The 20,089-nt window shown below is 61.1% G+C and carries 23 protein-coding genes and 1 tRNA gene; 6 read left to right on the forward strand and 18 right to left on the reverse strand.

The window, feature by feature from the left end; genetic code table 11:
• Positions 1-225 precede the first annotated feature (225 nt).
• The 16 genes from fliP to motA all read right to left on the reverse strand — a co-directional run bounded on the left by fliP (position 226) and on the right by motA (position 11,174).
• Positions 226-960 carry a flagellar type III secretion system pore protein FliP gene (gene fliP / locus CWO89_RS03930; RefSeq protein ID WP_130577357.1) on the reverse strand — a complete coding sequence of 245 codons (735 nt, stop codon included), beginning with the start codon at positions 958-960 and terminating at the stop codon, positions 226-228.
• Positions 957-1,412, reverse strand: coding sequence for a flagellar basal body-associated FliL family protein (locus CWO89_RS03935; protein WP_245475695.1), 456 nt, complete (start codon positions 1,410-1,412; stop codon positions 957-959). The genes fliP and CWO89_RS03935 overlap by 4 nt, the downstream gene beginning before the upstream one ends.
• A 50-nt stretch (positions 1,413-1,462) precedes the next feature.
• Positions 1,463-2,164, reverse strand: coding sequence for a flagellar basal body L-ring protein FlgH (gene flgH / locus CWO89_RS03940; protein WP_130577358.1), 702 nt, complete (start codon positions 2,162-2,164; stop codon positions 1,463-1,465).
• A complete protein-coding gene (locus CWO89_RS03945) occupies positions 2,161-2,817 on the reverse strand; it encodes a MotE family protein (RefSeq protein ID WP_245475699.1) in 657 nt (218 codons plus the stop codon). The genes flgH and CWO89_RS03945 overlap by 4 nt, the downstream gene beginning before the upstream one ends.
• Positions 2,818-2,917: 100 nt before the next feature.
• Positions 2,918-4,021, reverse strand: coding sequence for a flagellar basal body P-ring protein FlgI (gene flgI, locus CWO89_RS03950; protein ID WP_207234390.1), 1,104 nt, complete (start codon positions 4,019-4,021; stop codon positions 2,918-2,920).
• Entirely contained in the window at positions 4,018-4,497 is a 480-nt protein-coding gene (gene flgA, locus CWO89_RS03955; RefSeq protein WP_245475700.1) for a flagellar basal body P-ring formation chaperone FlgA, read from the reverse strand. The genes flgI and flgA overlap by 4 nt, the downstream gene beginning before the upstream one ends.
• Before the next feature lie 21 nt (positions 4,498-4,518).
• A complete protein-coding gene (gene flgG, locus CWO89_RS03960) occupies positions 4,519-5,307 on the reverse strand; it encodes a flagellar basal-body rod protein FlgG (RefSeq protein ID WP_130577359.1) in 789 nt (262 codons plus the stop codon).
• 10 nt (positions 5,308-5,317) lie between these two features.
• Positions 5,318-5,638, reverse strand: a complete 321-nt coding sequence (fliE, locus tag CWO89_RS03965) for a flagellar hook-basal body complex protein FliE (RefSeq protein ID WP_130577388.1) — start codon at positions 5,636-5,638, stop codon at positions 5,318-5,320.
• Positions 5,639-5,644: 6 nt separating this feature from the next.
• A complete protein-coding gene (gene flgC, locus CWO89_RS03970; RefSeq protein WP_028161567.1) occupies positions 5,645-6,064 on the reverse strand; it encodes a flagellar basal body rod protein FlgC in 420 nt (139 codons plus the stop codon).
• 11 nt (positions 6,065-6,075) lie between these two features.
• Positions 6,076-6,453, reverse strand: a complete 378-nt coding sequence (flgB, locus tag CWO89_RS03975; protein ID WP_130577360.1) for a flagellar basal body rod protein FlgB — start codon at positions 6,451-6,453, stop codon at positions 6,076-6,078.
• Positions 6,454-6,546: 93 nt separating this feature from the next.
• Positions 6,547-7,623, reverse strand: coding sequence for a flagellar biosynthesis protein FlhB (gene flhB / locus CWO89_RS03980; protein ID WP_130577361.1), 1,077 nt, complete (start codon positions 7,621-7,623; stop codon positions 6,547-6,549).
• A 12-nt stretch (positions 7,624-7,635) separates the two neighbouring features.
• Positions 7,636-8,670 (reverse strand): flagellar motor switch protein FliG, encoded by a 1,035-nt coding sequence (locus tag CWO89_RS03985; RefSeq protein WP_130577362.1) that lies wholly within the window; start codon positions 8,668-8,670, stop codon positions 7,636-7,638.
• A gap of 11 nt (positions 8,671-8,681) precedes the next feature.
• A complete protein-coding gene (gene fliN, locus CWO89_RS03990) occupies positions 8,682-9,080 on the reverse strand; it encodes a flagellar motor switch protein FliN (RefSeq protein WP_130577389.1) in 399 nt (132 codons plus the stop codon).
• 51 nt (positions 9,081-9,131) lie between these two features.
• Entirely contained in the window at positions 9,132-9,413 is a 282-nt protein-coding gene (locus tag CWO89_RS03995) for a hypothetical protein (protein ID WP_130577363.1), read from the reverse strand.
• Positions 9,394-10,329: a flagellar motor switch protein FliM gene (locus CWO89_RS04000; RefSeq protein ID WP_130577364.1), complete on the reverse strand. Its 936-nt coding sequence runs from the start codon at positions 10,327-10,329 to the stop codon at positions 9,394-9,396. The genes CWO89_RS03995 and CWO89_RS04000 overlap by 20 nt, the downstream gene beginning before the upstream one ends.
• Positions 10,329-11,174 (reverse strand): flagellar motor stator protein MotA, encoded by an 846-nt coding sequence (motA, locus tag CWO89_RS04005; RefSeq protein ID WP_245475706.1) that lies wholly within the window; start codon positions 11,172-11,174, stop codon positions 10,329-10,331. The genes CWO89_RS04000 and motA overlap by 1 nt, the downstream gene beginning before the upstream one ends.
• Positions 11,175-11,484: 310 nt before the next feature.
• On the opposite strand from motA, the gene flgF reads away from it, so the two are divergent.
• From flgF to CWO89_RS04020, 3 genes are all read left to right on the forward strand, one after another.
• A complete protein-coding gene (flgF, locus tag CWO89_RS04010; RefSeq protein WP_130577366.1) occupies positions 11,485-12,216 on the forward strand; it encodes a flagellar basal-body rod protein FlgF in 732 nt (243 codons plus the stop codon).
• A gap of 29 nt (positions 12,217-12,245) precedes the next feature.
• Positions 12,246-13,577, forward strand: a complete 1,332-nt coding sequence (fliI, locus tag CWO89_RS04015) for a flagellar protein export ATPase FliI (protein ID WP_130577367.1) — start codon at positions 12,246-12,248, stop codon at positions 13,575-13,577.
• A 134-nt stretch (positions 13,578-13,711) separates the two neighbouring features.
• The gene (locus tag CWO89_RS04020; protein ID WP_245475702.1) at positions 13,712-14,467 is read left to right on the forward strand and encodes a ThuA domain-containing protein; all 756 of its coding nucleotides are present in this window, start codon (positions 13,712-13,714) and stop codon (positions 14,465-14,467) included.
• Positions 14,468-14,497: 30 nt separating this feature from the next.
• Here the strand turns inward: CWO89_RS04020 and CWO89_RS04025 are convergent, their stop codons facing one another.
• Positions 14,498-15,304, reverse strand: coding sequence for an NAD-dependent protein deacetylase (locus CWO89_RS04025; RefSeq protein ID WP_130577369.1), 807 nt, complete (start codon positions 15,302-15,304; stop codon positions 14,498-14,500).
• Positions 15,305-15,552: 248 nt separating this feature from the next.
• Between CWO89_RS04025 and selA the strand changes: the two genes are divergently transcribed.
• The 3 genes from selA (at position 15,553) to CWO89_RS45680 (ending at position 19,026) form a co-directional block, all read left to right on the forward strand.
• Positions 15,553-16,974 carry an L-seryl-tRNA(Sec) selenium transferase gene (gene selA, locus CWO89_RS04030; protein ID WP_130577370.1) on the forward strand — a complete coding sequence of 474 codons (1,422 nt, stop codon included), beginning with the start codon at positions 15,553-15,555 and terminating at the stop codon, positions 16,972-16,974.
• Between the two features lie 3 nt (positions 16,975-16,977).
• Complete coding sequence (selB, locus tag CWO89_RS04035) at positions 16,978-18,978, forward strand: selenocysteine-specific translation elongation factor (RefSeq protein WP_130577371.1); 2,001 nt, start codon at positions 16,978-16,980, stop codon at positions 18,976-18,978.
• Positions 18,931-19,026 (forward strand) — tRNA-Sec (locus CWO89_RS45680). Before selB ends, CWO89_RS45680 begins: the two co-directional genes overlap by 48 nt.
• 13 nt (positions 19,027-19,039) lie before the next feature.
• Here CWO89_RS45680 and selD read toward each other — a convergent pair.
• On the reverse strand, positions 19,040-20,086 hold the full coding sequence (gene selD, locus CWO89_RS04040) for a selenide, water dikinase SelD (RefSeq protein ID WP_130577372.1): 1,047 nt from the start codon (positions 20,084-20,086) through the stop codon (positions 19,040-19,042).
• Positions 20,087-20,089: the final 3 nt, after the last annotated feature.

Raw genomic sequence — 20,089 nt, forward strand, 5'->3', positions numbered from 1 at the left:
AGGAACACCCAACCTGCCGTTCATCCTTGCTAGCATCCGAACCTTACCCAGAGCTGAACAGCAGCTCGAAGATTTGCGGTCCGGATGCCATGCGAGGCACCCGATGCCAGATCATGATCCGATCAGACGAAATCGGATCATGATCTCATCTCTTTGTTAAGCATGATCTCCGCGCAAACGCTGTGCATTTATCGCGAGGGAAAACCGGTTTTTCCGGATCATGCTCTACTGAAACGATCGTACCAGGCCGATGGCGAGGAGATTCCACCCATCGATCAGCACGAAGAACAGCACCTTGAAAGGAAGCGCGAACACGGTCGGCGGCATCATCATCATGCCCATGGACATGGTAAGCGTGGCGACAACCATGTCGATCACCAGAAACGGCATGATGACCAGGAAGCCAATCTCGAAGGCCCTTCGCAGCTCGGAAATCATGAAGGCGGGTATGATCACGCGCAGATCGATCCGCTGGCCGTCAGGCCGCGTCTTGAAGCCTTCGGCCGCCAGGCTTTCAAAGCTTTGCAGATCCTTCTCGCGAACATGCGCCATCATGAAATCGCGGAACGGATCGGTCACACGGGTATATGCTTCCTGCTCGGAAATTTCGTTCTGCATCAAGGGCTGAACGCCGTCCTTCCAGGCGCGATCAAACGTCGGGGCCATGACATAGAAGGTCATGAAAAGCGCGAGGCTGATCATGACGATATTTGACGGCGTCGTCTGCAGTCCGAGGCCTGCGCGCAGGAACGAAAGCGCGACGACGAACCTCGTGAAACTCGTCACCATGATCAGAAGTCCGGGAGCCAGCGACAAGACCGTGAGCAGCGCCACGAGCTGGATGATCCGGCCACTGGCGCTTCCGCCGCCTTGCGGGATCAGCGTGGACAGATCCGGAATCTGGGCCGCCGCCGCGGTGGGGAGAAGAGCCAGGAGCAGGACGAGGCAGAAGCGCTTCATTGGACGACCAGTGTTTCGATGATCAGTTCGCGCACCTTCCCGCCCGAACGGATCGCCGCCCGCTCGTTGAGATCCTCGCGAAGATACTGCAGCCCGCGCGCGCCCTCGATTTGCGCCGCCGACACCGTTCGCAGGTAGGACACGATGTCTTCGCCCAGCCGGGCCGCGAGAAGGTTCGCCTCCTCCTCGTTCATCTGATCGGTGACGACCGATCCCTCCATGCGGACCCAGGTGCCGGTCGGCGCCGCCAGGTTGGTCACTACCGGTGAGATCTTCCGCAGGCGCGCCGTCGGACTGAATGCGCTGGCGACCGGCCGCTCCACGGGATCCTTCTGGCTATCCGCGATCCGCTGCCCGGCGGACAGGAGATACAGGCTGGCAAGGCCGCCCGCCCCAGCAGACAGCATTGTAATCAGCAACAATGCGGCCAACCATTGCATCACGTTTCCCATGCTCCGATCCGCCGCCTGACGAGCTTCGCCACTTCTGGCCGCACCATCGGCTAGAACGGCCCGACCTGGTCGTAGATCTGTTGCCCCCACGCCGGCTGCTGCACCTCCATGAGCCGGCCGCGGCCACCATAGGAAATTCGCGCCTCTCCGATCTTGTCGTAGGGAATGGTGTTGTTGCGGCCGATGTCCCGCGGCCGGACGATACCGGCAACGTTCACGATGCGCAGTTCGTAATTGACGCGCATTTCCTGCGATCCGCTGATCAGCAGGTTACCGTTCGGCAGCACGTCGACCACGACCGCCCCGACCGAGAACTTGACCTCATCGGTGCGGTCGATCTTGCCCGCTCCCTTGGTCGACGTTTGCGAGTCGACGTTGCCATTGGCCTGTCCCTTGGGCGACCAGCCAAATATGTCGACGAGGTAGTCGGCGCTGAACTTCGTCTTCGAATCCCGTGACCGGTCGGTCTTGTTGTCGAAGGTCGCCTTGTCGTTCATGGAGATGGTGACGGTGATGAGATCACCGATGCGTGCTGCGCGCGGATCGCGGTAAAGATCCCTCCGCTCGTCCCACAGCGAGTGATAGCCTGCAGCGTATCGGCTGCGCGGCTCGACGGGAACCGCGCGCGCTTCGGCGTGCAGGCCTTGGCCGATCGGCGACATATAGGGCGCCTGGTTGATCTCGGCGAGGCTGCTCATGCAGCCCCCCAGAGCGAGAACCGGAAACAGAGAAAGTAAGCGAAGAACCTTCATTTGTTCGTCTTCCCGTCGTCGGGGCGCCGCATGCCCGCCAGGGTATCGGCCAGGTGGGCCGCGCGCCCGGTCTCCATCTCGTTGAGGATCGCGCTTGCGGTCCGCACGCGAAGCTTGGCGAGCACGGCAGCCGCGGTTTCATCCGCCATGCTGGCGATCTGCCGTGCGGCGGCATCCGGGTCCATGCCGGAGTAAATCTCGACGACGTTGTCTTCCGCCTTCTTCAGGAAGTCTTCGCGCAGCTTCAGCCATTTCTCGTACTCGGCGCGCTTCGCCTCCAGCTCGGCGATCCGCTCCCGAAGCTTGGCCTCGGACGCTTCAAGCTGCTTTTGCTGCCACGCCACGCGCGCATCCAGCGCCGAATCCGTGATGTTCTTGCAGAAGTCGGTGGCGTCGGATCCGCGCTGATCGGTTGTCGCCGGCTCTCCAGGCGCCGATGGCGACGCTGCATTTTTTGCAACGGTTGCGGTCGTCAGCGGCAGTTCGGGCTGGGAATTGCCGGACGGCGCCTCCGGCTTGGCAGCAGGGCGGGACGGCACCGCGCGCGATGTCTTGGCGAAGTTGGCCAGGTTCAGCGGCTTCGACAATTTCTGCTCAGGCTGCTCCCATGCCGACGCCTGCGCGGAGAGCGCAAGACACCCCGCAAGGAGCATGCTTCTTCCCAGCAACGTCGCGCGCCTCACCATCCGCTCTCCGCACAGCATCTGTCCGAAGCGTTGCACGTTCAAGCTTGTGCCACGCTGACGCGACGTTCTACTGGATGACAAGATCGGCCTGCAGTGCGCCCGCCGCCTTGATCGCTTGCAGGATCGCGATGATGCCCTGCGGCTTCAATCCGATCTGGTTCAAGCCGCGTACAAGACGCTGCAAGTCCGTTCCGCGCAAGATCGCCACTTGCGCGCCATTCTCACCGGCTTCGATGAACGTTTGCGGCACCACGACCGTTTCGCCGCGGCGCGAGAATGGCCCAGGCTGGGAAACGACCGGCATCTCGGTGATCCGAACCGAGAGATTGCCGTGGGTGACGGCGACGGTCGAGACCTGGACGTTTCGGCCGATCACGACGGTGCCGGTCCGTTCGTCGATGACGACACGCGCGGGTGTATCAGGCTCGACCAGCAGTTCGCCAATCTCGGCGATGAAACGAACCGGCGCGACCGAGCGCGGCCGCGACAATACGATCGACCGGAAGTCGCGCTCGAAGGCCATGCTGGCGCTGTATCGTCCCTGACCGTAGTGGTTGATGGCGTCGATGATTCGCGTCGCGGTGACATAATCCGGATTTTTCAGCTCGAGAATGAGCGATTCCATCTGGTAGAATTTGCCTTGCACCTCGCGCTCGATCAGCGCGCCGTTCGGAATGCGGCCTGAGGTCGGAACGCCCTGACTGACCGTCTGCGCGGCACCTTCGACCGAGTATCCGCCGACTGCAATGGCGCCCTGGGCCACGGCGTAGACCTCACCGTCGGCGCCGCGGAGTTGGGTCATGAGGAGAGTGCCCCCCAACAGCGAAGAGGCATCACCGAGCGAGGAGAGCGCGACATCCATCCGCGAACCACCGGTAGCGTACGGCGGCAGATCGGCCGTCACCACGACAGCGGCAACGTTCCGCGTCCGGAGCAATGTTCCCCGAATATTGATCCCCATGTTATCGAGCATCGATTGCAGCGACTGCTCGGTGAAAGGGGCGTTGCGTAACGTATCACCGGTCCCTTTAAGACCGATCACCAGACCGTAACCGATAAGCTGGTTTTCCCGCACACCCTTGAGGTTGGCGATATCCTTGATCCGCACCGCCGCATCGGCGACGGTGCAGGAAAGCAGCAGGACGATGAATGATAAAAGTCGCAATATCATCCGTTTTGAATCCGCACCGATCCGTCCGACTGGATGACGCCCCTGATAATCACGCCCGTATCGAGGTTCCGAAGCTGGATCATGGTGCCCGGACTGCCGGACTGCAGCGATGAGGCGTAGGTGACGATGGTAAGCGATCCATCCTCGACGATCACCTTGACGACATTGCCTCGCGCCACGAGTTTCTGCTCTTCGAGGGCGTTGATCGGGATCGGCTGGCCCGCCACCAGCGTCCTTCGCGCGACCCGGCCAACGAGCGATGCCCGCTCGGCGGCAAAGGCCGCTGCACCGGGCATGTTCGGCGCGAAGGCGCGATCGATGATCAACTCGTCCTTGATCAGATCGCCCGGATAGATCACCGTTGCCGGCACGAGCAAGCGCACGGATTCTTCCGCGATCGCGCCACCACCTGCACCGCCCGCAGCGAGCAAGAGCGCTGCGAGCATGGAAACCAGGGCGAACTGGACGAGCTTCAAGACGCTTCTCCGCTTGCAATCCTATCGAAGGCCCTTGGAGACCGTCGACGCCATCTCGTCGGCCGCCTGGATCACCTTCGAGTTCATTTCGTAAGACCGCTGCGCCGAGATCAATTCGGTGATCTCCTTGACCGGATCGACGTTCGAACTCTCCAGATAGTGCTGATGGATCTTGCCGAAGCCGATATCGCCGGGAACGCCAACGACCGGAACGCCGGACGCCAACGTCTCCTTGTAGAGATTGCCACCAAGTGGATCGAGGCCGGCCTCGTTGGCGAAATTCGCGAGATTCAGCTGGCCGAGCAGGCGCGGATTAACCTCGTTGTCCAGCTTGGCGTACACCTGGCCCGATTCATTGACCGTGACATCGACCGTCCCTTGCGGGATGATAATCGCGGGATCGACGTTGTAACCATCCGCCGTCACCAACTGCCTGTCCGCGTTGGTATTGAACGCCCCGGCGCGGGTGTAGAGCGTTTCGCCGTTCGGCCCCACGACCTGGAACCACCCTCTGCCGTTGACGGCGAGATCGTAGGTATTGCCGGTTTGCGCCAACGCGCCCTGCAGGTGCAACTTGCGCACGGCCACCGACCGGACGCCCAGCCCCAGCTTGGCCCCTTCGGGGACCGCAGCTTCGCCGGAGCGGTTCGGAACGCCCTGCATGCGATCGACCTGGTAGAACAGGTCGGTGAATTCGGCTCGCGAACGCTTGTACGATGTCGTATTGATGTTCGCAATGTTGTTGGCGATGACCTCGACATTGAGCTGCTGCGCGCTCATTCCGGTCGCCGCGATGGCAAGCGCTCTCATTTGCTATCCCTCAGATCGCCATTCGGCTGACTTCTTGGTACGCCTGCACGACCTTGTCGCGCACGGCGACCGCCATCTGCAGCGTCTGCTCGGCGGACATGACGGCCTCCACCACGCTCTGGGCCGACACCTTGCCCTGGATATACGACACCGACGCGGCCTCTCCGCCCTTGAGGCTACCGATCGCATCGGCGGCAACCTGCTCCAGGACTCCGTCAAAACCGAGCGAGGGTCGAGCCGCCTGCGGCGCGGCCGGCGCGGACGTCGCAACGCTGCTTGATTGAACGACGCCGGCAACGTCTTTCAGAACCGAAGAAACCGCTTCCATCATCATGGACTATGCCCCCTTCAACAGATCGATCGTCATGGCAACCATCGACCTCGCCTGCTTGATCACCTGCAGATTGGCCTCATACGACCGGTTGGTTTCCCGCATGTCGGCCATTTCGATCAGCATGTTCACGTTCGGCAGCTTGACATAGCCGTCCTGGCCGGCCGCCGGATGAGTTGGCTCGTAGTCGACCCGAAACGGAGCACGGTCGACACCGATGTCCTTGATTTTCACGACCCGCACACCCGCCGCGCGATCGACCTCCGCAGAGAACGTCGTGGTCTTGCGTCGGTAGGGCTCGGCACCGGGCGTACGGCCAGTGGAGTTGGCGTTTGCCATGTTCTCGGATACGACGCGCATTCTGGTCGACTGCGCCTCAAGTCCGGAACTGGCGATTTGAACTGATGCCTGCAGCGGATCGATCATCAAGCCTCGCGTTAGCTCTTTGCACCGGTCATGAACATGCGGTGAAACGATTTGACGATTGCGACATTCAACGAATAGTCCTTGTTGATATCGCCCGCCTTGAGCATTTCCTGCTCGAGGCTCACCGAGTTTCCGGAGTGAACGACTTCCCAGCTATTCTCCTTGCGCGTGCCCTGCGGACGCACGAGCGAGCCGGTGGTCATATGGTTCGGAGATGTGACTGCGAGCGGCACGACTTTGGTATCGAGTATCTTGTCGAACGGCTCGATATCCTGCGCTCGGTAGCCGGGCGTATTTGCATTGGCTACGTTCGACGAAATCGTGGACTGCCGAAGCGACAGCCAGCGTGCGTGAGATGAGGCAAGATCGAAGAGATAAACGGGTCCCACAACGTCCTCGTCACAGTCATCCTATGACGATCGTATACGAACCCAAACTTGTCCGAGGCTGTTGAAATCTCCGCCGTTGATGCGGAGCGTTTTTCACGCACCCGCCTTCTGCTTGCGTGAATGCAGGAAATAGATGATTTCGGCCACCGGACGAAAGAACTCTTGCGGAATCACGCGGTCGACCTGGGCGGCACCGTACATGGATCTCGCAAGCATCTTGTCCTCCACGACCGGCACATTGTTCTGCTCGGCGATTTCCCTGATCTTGAGAGCGATGAGATCCTGTCCCTTCGCAAGCACGGTCGGAGCTGCATCTTCGCCATGTCGATACTTCAGGGCGATCGCATAATGAGTGGGATTGGCCACGACCAACGTCGCGCGGGGGACCGCAGCCAGCATCGACTTTCGTGCCCGATCGCGGGCCAACGACCGCAGCCGCGACTTGACCAGAGGATCACCCTCGGCCTGCTTGAATTCGTCCTTGAGCTCCTGCCGTGTCATGCGCAGGTCACGCCGCCAGTGGAATCGTGCCCAGACGAGATCGAGTGCCACCAGCACGATAGTAGCAATGCTGATTGCCGATACGAGCCGCATCGCAGTCGTCAAGATAAGTTCCGGAACGCCGGTCGGGTCGCTAAACAAGGAATTCACGGCCACAGCCTCCTCGGCCCTCAATACGATGCTCACCACCATGCCTACGGCAAAAAACTTAAAAGCGGCCTTCAGGAACTCGACGCGTCCCTGACCGCCGAACAATCTTTCCCATCCTTGGGAAATCGAAATACGTGAGCTGTCGGGCGTTATCCTCTCGAACACCAGACGCGGAGCGTTCTGCAGAAACGAAGCCGCCAACCCGGCAATCGCCAAGACGATCACGATTGGAAGCAATAGCGCGGCCGAACTGCCCCCGATGACGACCATGAATTCCACCGCATCCGCACCGTTACGGATGCGAATCCCGGAGGGATCATCGATCAACCGGCTCAGCGTCGATGCCAGTTTCCGGACACTGTCGACCGTAAGGAAGCTCAGGATGATGAGGAGCGCGATCATGGACGAGAAGACCGACGCTTCACGCGAGACCGGAATTTTGCCCTTCTCGACGGAGTCTCTTATCTTCTTTTCCGTCGGCTCTTCGGTCTTGCTCTCCTTGTCGGGTCCCTCGGCCATAACGGTCAGTCTTTACGTGAATACCGGCTGATCTTCCTGATCCGGATTGAGCTCGATCTCTCCTCGCCCGGCCATGTCGAGCGCAAGGTCCGTGATCGTGCGGCGCGCCTCCAGGATTTCGCGCTGGTTCGAAGGGACGCTGCTGGCAAGCTCGTGCTCGACCAGCCGGCGCGTCCGCGACGCCAGCGACGACAGAATGAGTTCGCGAAAGCTCGTATCCGTTCCCTTCAGCGCCGTCACCGTGCGATCGGTCGGGACCTGGTCGAAGATCAGCATGCGCGCCTTGGCGGTGAGATTGACGATATCGTCAAACGTGAACAGCATCCCCTTCAGTATCTCCGCCGACTTCGGTCGCGATTCGGAGAGATTCTTCAGCGATTCCTCCATCTGCGTCCGCTCCATCTTGTTGATGATGTCGGCCATGCGAGGATAGGTGTCGGATGCGAGGTTGCGCCCGAAGTTGATCATGAAGTCTTCGTGCATGGTCTTCTCGATGACCCCCATCGCCTCCTCGACAACGGGTTTCAGGCTCAGCATGCGGCGCATCAGATTGTGCCGCAAATCCGCCGGCAGCAGGCTCATCACGCGCGCGGCGCACGCGGGCTTCACCCTGGAAAGGATCAAGGCGGCCGTTTGCGGATGCTCCTTGAGCAGATAGTTGGCCAGCAGGCTTTCGGACACGGAAGAGACCCGTTCCCACACCGACTTGGTCTTGTTGCCGAGCACCTCCGATATGATGTCCGTGACCTGCTCGGGAGGAAGAACGCCGGTGAGCAGTTTTTCCAGCTCGCCGACCGTTCCGAAGATGTTTGGCCCGGTCGTGAAGTGCTGGGCGAACTCCTCGATGATCGCCTCGAGCTCGGGACCTGAAATAGGCTTCAATTCCGCCGCTGCGCGCGTGACGAGCTTGATCTCTTCCGGATCGAATTCCTTTAGAACGCCGCCGGAGAGCTCCCGGCCCATGGCCAGAAGGAGCGCGGCAACCTTCTCGGTACCGCTCAGCGGCCTGGCTTCGGAGCTACGCTTTGCAGGTGCATTGAACGCCATTCGGAGATCCCTTACGCCTCTGCATCGCCTGGGGATCCTCCGACGATTTCGGTGAGCGACACGCCGAATCGCGAGTTCTCATCCTCCACGACGACGACCGCGCCGCGCGCCACGATTCGACCGTTGACAACCACCTCCACCGGCTCGCCAACGCGATGATCAAGCGGAATGACGGCGCCTCGCCCCAGCTTCATCAGATCGGCGACCGGCATCGTCGCCGAGCCAAGAAGAACCTGGACAGTGACCGGAATGCGCAGGATCGGCTCGAGGTTTGTAAGTCGGCTGGTTTCCTCCGCCGCGCGCGCAGCAAGATCCGCCAGTTTCCCGAACGCGGCTCCTCCCAGCTTGGCCGTCTCCGACGGATTCTGCGTCGGCGCGGTAGCTGATTCGGCTTCGAATGGCTGCTTCATTTCACGTGCTTTCTCGGCAATTTCGTTTTCTGGCGACCACGCCAATTATAACTACCTGCGGGACACATCGGCGCGAGTTTCGATATCGATGATTGCCTTGCGCGCCTCTTCGATCTTGCTCCCGAGGATGTTGACGAGCTGCTTTCCATCGGCGCTGAACTCCCGCACCATGAGCACCATGTCGTCCATGGTTTCAGTGGTCTTGCCCAGAATGAAAGCGAAGTCTCCCTGACTGGCGCGCAGGTGAACGAGCTCCCGGTGCATCCTCGTCACACGGATGGTGGTGACAAGCAGCGCCGCCAGGAGAATAAGGTCAACGAGATAGGATGCCATCGATGAACTCCCGCTTTTGATCCGCCGATTCCTTGACTTGCAGTGAATAGGCCCCGTTTAGCTGTCCCATTTGGCACCAGAACAGCCGCTGATTGTTGCACTCGAGCCTCACGAGGGTGCTCGGTGTGGCATTCAGCTCGATCACCTGACCCACCTGGAATCCCGCGACTTCGCCGAGAGTGAGCGAGCGCTCCTCGAGCACTGCTTTCAGCACCACCTCGGTGCGCTGTATCTCGTTGTGGAGCTGCTTGCTCCAGTTCGGGTCCGTGGATACGGACTCTCCGGACACGATCTGCGAGAGCGCCTGGCGGAGAGGATTGAGGACCGAGTGCGGAATGACGATGAACATCTCGCCACCGCGGTCCAATCCCTGGACCAGAATCTTGGCATATACCGCCATGTTGTTGAGCCGGCCGATTGCCAGATAATCCATCCGCGTCTCGACGCGTTCCAGATTGAACTGGACATCCGAAGCGCGCGAGAACGACGATTGCAATGCCTTGCCGAAGCGTTCGAACAGCGCTTCGGCAACATGCAGCTCCACGTTCGAGAAAACGCGCGGCATGTCCAGCGGCGGCTCCGCCCCGTCGGAGCCGAACAACAGCTCCACCATTGTATATACGAAGTCGCGATCGAAGCCGATGAGGATTCGGCCGTCCCACGCCTGAGCGTAGAACACCGCCACGATCGCCTCTGATTCGCGGCCGTCGAGAATCTCGGAAAGACGGTCGCTACCGACGCCGGTCAGCGAAAAATACGACTGCGATGGCGACATCGACCGGAGACTCTCGGCGCAGAGGTTGGTCATCTGATCGAAGATCACATGCAGCATCGGCATGCGATCGACCGAGATTCCGGCAGCCCCGAGCAGTTGATCCGGCGCCGGCTCGTGCCGCAGCGGCTTGCTTTCCGACATTAGGCCTTTGCTCCCGCCACTTTCGCCCCCTGTTCACCACCGCCGCCCTTTGCGGCGCCGGCGATGGTTTCGTTTTCGACCACGTCGATCGAGGGACGATCGCCAGGTCCGATCATCTTGCGGCCATGCTCGATTGCGATCTGCGGCAGCGCGCCGTTCATGAAGGCGAGCAGCGTCTGTTTGACGATGATGTACATCCGGCATTGCTGCTCGCGCACCATTTTGACCTTGTGGGCCAAAGGCGCAACAAGACCGTACGAGAGAAAAATTCCAGCAAATGTTCCGACCAGCGCCGCACCGATCAGGCCACCGAGAAGCTTGGGCGACTGATCGAGCGCCCCCATCGCCTTGATGACGCCCAGGACCGCAGCCACGATCCCGAGCGCCGGCAGGCCTTCCGCAACCATCATCAGAGAATGGTACGGCTTCAGTTTGCTGCGAACGATCGTTTCGATCTCTTCGTCCATCAGCGCCTCGATTTCGTGCGGTCGCGCACTTCCCATGACGATCAGGCGAAAATAGTCGCAAATGAAATGCACGAGAGAATCGTTGGCAAGTACGGTCGGAAAGTTTTGGAAGATCTCCGACGATGTCGGGTCGTCAATATGCGCCTCGACTTCATTGCGCCCCTTGTTGCGCACTTCGCGCATGAGCGCGTGCAGAAGTCCGAGCAGGTCGAGGTAGTGGCGCTGCTTCGGCACAGCCACGGTAAGCGCCTGTACGGTCGCGACACCCGTGTCGATGACGACCTTCCAGGGGTTCGCGACAATATAGGTGCCGATCGCCATGCCGGCGATGATGACAAACTCCCACGGCTGCCAGATCACGCTGACATGCCCACCCATCGCCACGAAGCCGCCCAGCAGGCTCGCGATCGTGACGATGACGCCAAAAAGAATGCTCAAGCACACCGCTCCGAATTGGGACACATTCGTTTAGGCAGCGATCCTTGCACGAAGCTGTCACTGGACCGCCGCGAACAGCCTCGCACAAGCTTGCCGGTCGATTTTTCAGCCAGTCTTAATCCTTGTGTGCGCGCAGGAGTTGCTTCCGCGATGGTGTCCCACGATCGCAAACTATCGGAGATCTCCGGCAATCCGGCTCGATCTCCGAGCAGGCCGCACGCACGAACCTGAAGATCGGAAGAGAGCCGGTATGCAATCAGCGCTCTATGTCAGCCTTTCCGCTCAGGTCGCCGTCGAAAAGAGGCTTGAGACCATCGCCAACAATCTGGCGAACATGAAGACGACCGCTTTCCGCGCCGACGCAGTGAAATTCGAAACGGCAATGTCGCGCGCGGCATCCCAGCCCGTCGCCTTCTCGACTCCCGGAGAAAACTTCATCTCTCGAAGGCCCGGAAGTGTGACGCGGACCGAGAATAGCCTCGACGTCGCCGTCATCGGGAACACATGGATGGGGTTTACCGGTCCCACCGGCAAGGCTTACACACGGGACGGCCGGATGCAGATCAACCGCACTGGCGAATTGCAGACCGTTTCAGGGTTCCCCGTGCTCGATGCAGGCGGTACGCCGATCATCGTCGATCCCGAGGGCGGACCGCTGACGATCTCGCGAGACGGGACCATTACGCAAAACAACAACCAGGTCGGGGTGCTCGGCCTGTTCGACATTCCTGTGGGCGCAAAGCTGGAGCGCTACGGCAATTCGGGGGTCATTCCGGACCGTGCCGCGACGCCCGTCGTCGATTTCATGTACACCGGCTTCCAGCAGGGCTTTGTCGAGGAGTCCAACGTCGACCCGCTGTCGGAGCTGACACAGTTGATCACCGCGTCGCGGGCGTTCCAGAGCGTCACCTCGCTCGTCGAGGGCTCCGAGGGCACAATGCAGAACGCGATTCGCTCGCTTGGCGAACCGTCCAAGGCATAGCGGCCAGCAACACAGGAGCCTGGTAATCGATGAATGCGCTGGAGCGGCTGGAATCGACGCTTTCGTCGCTCCGCAAGGACGTGCCGACGGTCCGGGTGGGCGGCACCGTTTCAGAGGTCGCGCCGACGCATTACCGCGTGTCGGGCCTCTCGCGATTCGTAAGACTGGGCGAGTTGATCGGGCTCGAAATCGATGGCCAGGTACAACTCGGCGAGGTCGTTCGTATCGACGGGAACGGCGTCACTGCCAAGCCGTTCGATTCCCACATCGGGGCGGGCCTGGGTCTCGTTGCCTATCGTCATCCACCGAAGACGATCTCGCCGCATCCGAGTTGGAAGGGCCGGGTGCTCAACGCCCTCGCCGAGCCGATCGACGACGCTGGCACGTTGCACGTCGGCGACCGGGTGATGTCAACGGATGCGAGCCCACCGCCCGCCATCAGCCGGGCCCGCGTGCGCACGCCGTTGCGGACGGGAGTGCGCGTGCTGGATCTGTTTACGCCGCTCTGCGTCGGGCAGCGCATTGGTATTTTTGCCGGGTCAGGCGTCGGCAAGACAACGTTGCTGTCCATGATCGCGCAAAGCCAGGGCTTCGACACTGTCGTCACGGCCTTGGTCGGCGAGCGCGGCCGCGAGGTACGCGAATTCCTCGAGGAGGCACTGGTTCACCATCGATCGCGCGCGATCACGGTGGTGTCCACGAGCGACGAGAGTCCGATGATGCGCCGCCTGGCGGCAAAGACCGCCACCACGATCGCCGAATATTTTCGGGATCGCGGCGAATCGGTGCTGCTGATCGTCGATTCGGTCACACGCTTCGCTCACGCGGCCCGCGAAATCGCGCTGGCCACCGGCGAGCCCGCGGTTGCGCGCGGCTACGCCCCAAGCGTCTTTAGCGAGCTGCCGCGCCTGCTCGAACGGTCCGGACCCGGAATCGACGGGCAGGGCTCAATCACCGGCATTTATTCCGTGCTCGTCGATGGCGATGACCACAATGAGCCGATAGCGGATACGGTGCGCGGCACCCTCGATGGGCACATCGTGCTTGACCGGGAGGTCGCAGATCAGGGGCGCTATCCCGCCGTCAATGTGCTTTCATCGGTATCGCGCCTCGCCCAGCAAGTCTGGACCGCGGATGAACGCAATTTGCTGCGAAAGTTGCGCGCCATGATCGCGCGCTTCGAGGACACGCGCGATCTTCGCTTGATGGGCGGTTATCAGCCGGGTCGCGACGGCGAACTCGATCAAGCTGTCCAACTCGTTCCGAAGATCTACGATCTGATGCGGCAAGCGCCGTCGGACCCGCCGAGCCGTGAGCCGTATCAGGAATTGCTGAACCTCATCAAGGCCGCAATCGAGTAGCGGTTTGTCTTTCTGGGCGCCAAGACCATCGCAGTGTCGTACATGCGCGCGACGATCGGCTCTCCCCTGTTCGCCTCGAAACCCTTCCACTTTGCGCGAGGGTGATTATGATTGCGCAGGCTGCGGGAGGGACCGTGAGGCGACGCGAGTTCATAGCGCTCCTCGGCAGCGCGGCGGCAATCCGGCCGTTCGGCGCGCGTGCAGAGCGGTTGCCGGAACGCATCCTTTATTTCACACTCTCCGCCGGCTATCGGCACGAAGTCATACCGCTTTCCGAGTCAATACTGACACAGCTTGGACGGAGTTCCGGCGCCTTTGAGGTCACTGCCACAGAAGACATATCCGAGTTTTCGACCGACAACCTCAGACGCTATGCCGGGGCGTTGTTCTTCACCACCGGAGAGATCCCAATGAACGACGCCGAAAAAGCCGCTCTTCTGAATTTTGTGCGCTCCGGCGGTGGTTTCCTTGGCGTTCATTCAGCCACGGACACGTTCTACACCTGGCCGGATTATCTTGATCTGATCGGCGGCTACTTCGATGGTCATCCATGGCATCAGGCCGTGACCATCAATGTCGTTGATCCCGGCAATCCGCTGGTGGCGCATCTCGGCGATACCTTGCAGTTCGAGGACGAGATCTACCAGATCAGAGATTTCGACCATCGTGGGTCACAGGTGCTGCTACGCCTCGACCAAAACTCAGTGGACCTTGGCAAGCCGGGTGTGCATCAACGATCCTATGGCTGGCCCCTCGCCTGGACCCGGTCTTACGGCCGGGGACGAGTGTTCTATACGGCGCTGGGCCACGAGGCCTCGGTATGGCGCGACGCTCGATTCCAACGCCTCCTTACGAACGCCATCCTTTGGTCTATCGGAAGGTCACCATAACTTTGTCGCTCCTGACGCTCGCCGGATTTCTCACAGCAAGAAGGCAAGCGCCGCTTCGCACCGATCTTCTACCTTCAGCGTGAGCAGGTGATCGGCTCGGGTCCGACCGAGATTGACGGCCGCGATCGGCAGGCCATTTTGAGCCGCCATCTGCGCGAAGCGAAAGCCGGAATAGACCATAAGCGAGGAACCGACGATCAACATGCCGTCGGCTTCGTTCAGATGGCTCTTAGCGGTGGCAACGATGTCGCGCGAAACATTTTCGCCGAAGAAGACGACATCCGGCTTAAGAACGCCCCGGCACAATCGGCAAGTCGGTACGACAAAACTTGAGAAATCTTCGTTCTCAACATCAGCGTCCCCGTCGGGAGCGTCCACGGCGTCCAAAGCAAGCCACGCGCCATTCAAGCGAGCCAGTTCGTCCTGAAAAGTCGATCTCGGCGTCGTCGACGCGCATCCCAGGCACCGAACCATATCAAGCCGTCCGTGCAGGTCGATGACCTGCTTGCTGCCAGCAGCCTGATGAAGCCCATCCACATTTTGGGTCAGGAGAATCTTGCTTCGCCCCTTCGCTTCCAGCTTGGCCAGCGCATGGTGGGCGTCGTTAGGTAATGCACGGCCAAACCTCCTCCACCCGATCAAACTCCGTGCCCAATAGCGCTGCTGGGTCGCGTGCTCTCGAATAAAAGCCTGGTAGGTTACCGGCGGCGTCCGCTTCCACTTGCCGTCGCTATCGCGATAGTCCGGGATGCCGGAATTTGTGCTACAGCCTGCTCCCGTCAGGACGAACAGACGTGAGTGGCGGTTGATGAAGTCCTCGAGCGCATCGTCTTGCATGGTCGGGAGTATTTAGTGCGTCGGTATCACTGACGCCAGTAGGAGCGCGCTAGCTCGTGCGCGGGGCTCCGCACGAGATGGTCCGGTCTGAGCATCACCTCCCGGCGGAACGCGATCTGCCTGGCCGATGGGGGTTCTTGCAAGGTATTGAAAACGTCCAATTCATAGATATTTTTGTGAGAGGCGGACACGACCGCCCCTTCGAATGCTGCATTTGCTCCCAACCCCACCTAATGTCCGGAATGCGAATGAAAGATTCGACATCGGCCAGCCTGCGCAGCCTGCCATCTGTCTCGGCGATCTTGAATTCGGATTCGGCTGTCGCCCTGTTGCAGCGCTTTGGGCGCGTGGCGTCGACTGAGGCTATTCGCGCCACGATCGACGACGCCCGGAACGAGATAAGGAGCGGTGCCCCGCCTCCCAGCATCGAGGACGTTGCGCTTCGCGCCTTGGCGCTGCTCAACGAAGGGGACATGTCAGGACTGCGTTCGCTGTTCAATCTGACCGGGACCATTCTGCACACCAACTTCGGCCGGGCCTCGCTTGCCGACGAGGCGATCGAGGCAGCCGTCGCGGCAATGCGCGGCCCCGTAGCACTCGAATTCGATCTCTCGACGGGCAAGCGGGGCGAGCGCGACGATCACGTGCGGCAGCTCCTTTGCGAGCTGACCGGCGCGGAAGACGCAACCATCGTCAACAACAATGCAGCGGCGGTTCTGCTCTGCCTCAACACGCTGGCTCAAGGGCGCGAAGCGATCGTCTCGCGCGGCGAACTGATCGAGATTGGCGGCGCCTTCCGTATGCCTGATATCATGGCGCGGGCCGGTGCAAACATGGTCGAAGTGGGAACCACCAACCGAACGCACGCGAAGGATTACCGCGCGGCACTGAGCGAACGGACCGGCGTCATCCTGAAAGTTCATACGTCGAACTATCGCATCCAGGGCTTCACGGCTGAAGTCGGCGCCGCGGAACTTGCGACCATCGCCGGCGAAGCGAACGTTCCGCTGCTGAACGATCTCGGGTCCGGCACGCTGGTCGATCTTTCGAAGTACGGTTTGCAAAAGGAGCCGACGGTGCGGGAGGCGGTTGCGGCCGGCGCCGGCCTCCTGACATTTTCGGGCGACAAGCTGCTTGGCGGACCTCAGGCAGGTTTCGTTGTCGGCAAGACATCCTTGATCGCCGCGATCAACCGCAATCCGATGAAGCGCGCGCTCCGCGTCGACAAGGTCAGACTTGCCGCCATCGAGGCGACGTTGAAGCTCTATCGCGATCCGGATCGGCTGGCCGAACGTTTGCCGACTTTGCGAATGCTGGCGCGGTCCAAGACGGATATCGAAGCCCAAGCTAGCCGGTTGCGCCCGGTCGTCGTTCAGGCCGTTGGCAAGGCTTACACGGTGGATTTGTGCAGTTGTGAAAGCCAGATCGGCTCGGGCGCGCTGCCGCTCGACACCATCGCCAGCGCAGGTCTTGTGATTCGCTCCGCCTCCGGAAGCGGCGCGCTCGACCGACTGGCGGCCGCCTTGCGCGAGTTGCGACGGCCTGTGATCGGACGAATTGCAGATGATGGCCTGACGCTGGATTTGCGCTGCCTGTCGGAGGAAGATGAATTCGTATCCACCCTTTCCGAATTGAATCCTGCCGAATTGAATCCTGATGCGCCGACCTGAGCAATGATCATCGGAACGGCCGGCCATATCGATCATGGCAAGACCGCGCTGGTCAAAGCATTGACCGGTGTCGATGGCGACCGGCTGAAGGAAGAAAAGGCGCGGGGCATCACCATCGATCTCGGCTTCGCCTATCTGCCCGTCGATGGCGGGGAGATCCTGGGCTTTATCGACGTTCCAGGTCACGAGCGCCTGGTACATACCATGCTCGCCGGCGCAAGCGGCATTGACTTCGCCTTGCTCGTGATCGCCGCAGATGACGGCATCATGCCGCAAACGCTGGAGCACCTGGCGATCATCGATCTGCTTGGCATCAGGCACGGAATCGTCGCGCTGACCAAGTCCGATCTGGTTTCGCCGCAGCGGCTTGTTGACCTCTCCGCACAAGTCCGCGAAGCAATCGGAGGGACCTCCATTGAGGGAGCCGACATTGTCCCGGTGTCCGCGCCGACGGGGCGGGGAATTGACGACCTGCGCGCAAGGCTGGCGGCGTCGACCAAGCATGTTTCCAAACGTTCGGCGGCGGGCCGTTTTCGGCTCGCGGTTGACCGCGTCTTTACCCTCCAGGGGATAGGCGTTGTCGTTACCGGCACGGTGTTGTCCGGTTCCGTTCGCGTCGAGGATCACATCCTCATTAGTCCGTCGGGCCTGCCTGCGCGCGTGCGATCCCTGCATGCTCAGAACAGACCGTCGGAGATCGGACGAGCCGGGGACCGTTGCGCGCTCAATCTCGCCGGCGAAGGCATCACGAAAGAGAGCATTCATCGAGGCGATGTGCTGCTGGATCCCAACCTGCACGCGCCAACGGATCGGATCGATGCCGGGCTGCGTCTGTTGCCGGGCGAGACCAAACCGCTCAAGCAATGGCTTCCGGTCCGGTTGCACCACGGCTCTACCGAAATGGGTGCGCATGTCGTGCTGCTGGGCGATGAGCCCGTTCGTCCAGGCGCGACGGCCGATGTTCAACTCGTGCTGGAGCGGCCGATCGCCGCCGCCATTCCGGATCGCTACGTGATCCGCGATGCGTCCGCGCAACGCACGATGGGCGGCGGTTATTTCATCGATCTGCGTCCGCCGAAGCGGCGGCGCGGAACGGCCGAACGGCGGGCGCAGCGTGCCGCCCTTGCGCTTTTCGATCCGCTGACTGCTTTCAAGAAGCTGCTGGCCACATCGCCATTCGCCTGGGACCTCGCCGCCTTTGCAAGAGGCCGCGCGCTGTCCGCGACAGAAGCAAAGCGCATCGAAGACGCACTGGACCTGGTTGTCCTGGAGACGCGGGAATCGAGACTCGCGCTCGCCCCCGACCGTTGGCAATTGGTGCTCGCCGAGCTCACTGAGCACGTCGCCGCCTACCATCGCGACAATCCCGATCTGCAAGGGATCGGACGCGAGAAACTCCGGCTTATGTTCCAGCCGCCGCTGCCGGCGGCGGAATTCTCCGCAGCGTTGCAAAAAATGGCGTCGATGGGTCATGTTGTCCTCGACGGCTCCTTTGTGCGCTCGCCCACCCATGCCGTGCATCTTTCGCCCAGAGATGACGAATTCTGGGCCACGATCCAACCGCTCCTGGCAGGAGGCGCCCGCTTCCGCCCGCCACGCGTGCGCGACATCGCGACCGCAACGGGGCATCCGGAGCGCGACATCCGCAGGCTGTTGAAGCTGGCCGGCCGGATGGGCTGGGCCGACGAGATTGCCCACGACCATTTCTTCTTGCGCGGCACGGTCCTTGAAATGGTGGGCATCGTTGCCGACCTTGCCGGCCGTTCCGCAAACGGCGTTTTCACCGCTGCGCAATTTCGCGACCGTGTCGAGAACGGCCGAAAGGTCGCCATCCAGATCCTCGACTTCTTCGATCGGCATGGCGTGACTGTCAACAAGGATGACATGCGCCGGATAAACCGGCATCGTCTGGACTTGTTCGGACCCCTGGTGCATTCAACCGATCAAACAATACAGGGAAGAGAATCGTCCCCGGTGGGGCGTTCGGACTTCAAATCCGAGTGAGGCAGCGAGCCTGTCTTTGGTGGGTTCGACTCCCGCTCTCTTCCGCCACTTCCTGAATGACCTAGATGATCTCAATGGCGGGCTCGCCTGCGCCGACCGATCCAATGATGCTGGCGCGCGGATAACCGGCGGCTTTGATCATCGCGCAGATCGCCTCAGCTCGATCCGCCTTGCAGGCCACCAGCAAACCACCGGATGTTTGCGGATCGGTCAACAGCGCACGCCGCCATGACGGTAACTCAGGCGGCAGCATCACCTGATGACCGTAGCTCGCCCAGTTGCGCTCGGAGGCGCCGGTAATATAGCCCGAAAGCGCCAGCCGCTGCGCCGCTTCGAGAAACGGGATGCGGCTCTGCTCTATCGTCAGGCGCACGCGGGCCCCTCGCGCGATTTCAAGGCCATGCCCCAACAGGCCGAACCCGGTCACATCGGTGATGCCATGGACATCCGCGTTGTCACCCAGCACCTGACCGATCCGGTTCAGCAAGGTCGTTGATGCAATCATCTCCGCATAGGCCTCGTCGGAGAGCGCGCGCTTCTTGAAGGCGGCCGAATAGATGCCGATGCCAATGCCCTTGGTCAGGATCAACGCGTCGCCGGGACGGGCGCCGGAATTCTTGCGAACGTTATCCGGGCTGCACAACCCGATCACGGCAAGACCATAGATCGGCTCTACGGAATCGATCGAATGACCGCCCGCGATGGGAATGCCGGCCTCAGCGCAGATCGACGCGCCGCCGCCCAGAATCCCCTGCACGGTTTCGATCGGAAGTTTTCCGAGCGGCATGCCGAGAATGGCGAGCGCCATGATCGGCTTTCCGCCCATGGCATAGACGTCGGATATCGCGTTCGCCGCCGCGATCCGTCCGAAATCATGCGGATCGTCTACGACCGGCATGAAGAAGTCGGTGGTTGCGATAATGCAGGTCTTGTCGTCGATCTGCCAGACCGCGGCGTCATCCCCGGTTTCGGTGCCGACGAGGAGCTGTGCGTAAGGCGCAGCCGCTGCTTGATTGGCGAGAAGTTGCTGGAGAACGGACGGGGCCAGTTTGCAGCCGCAGCCTCCTCCATGGGCAAGATCAGTCAAACGAACGGATGGTGTCAACATGGA

This window comes from Bradyrhizobium sp. Leo170 (assembly GCF_004296405.1).
GTDB lineage: Bacteria > Pseudomonadota > Alphaproteobacteria > Rhizobiales > Xanthobacteraceae > Bradyrhizobium.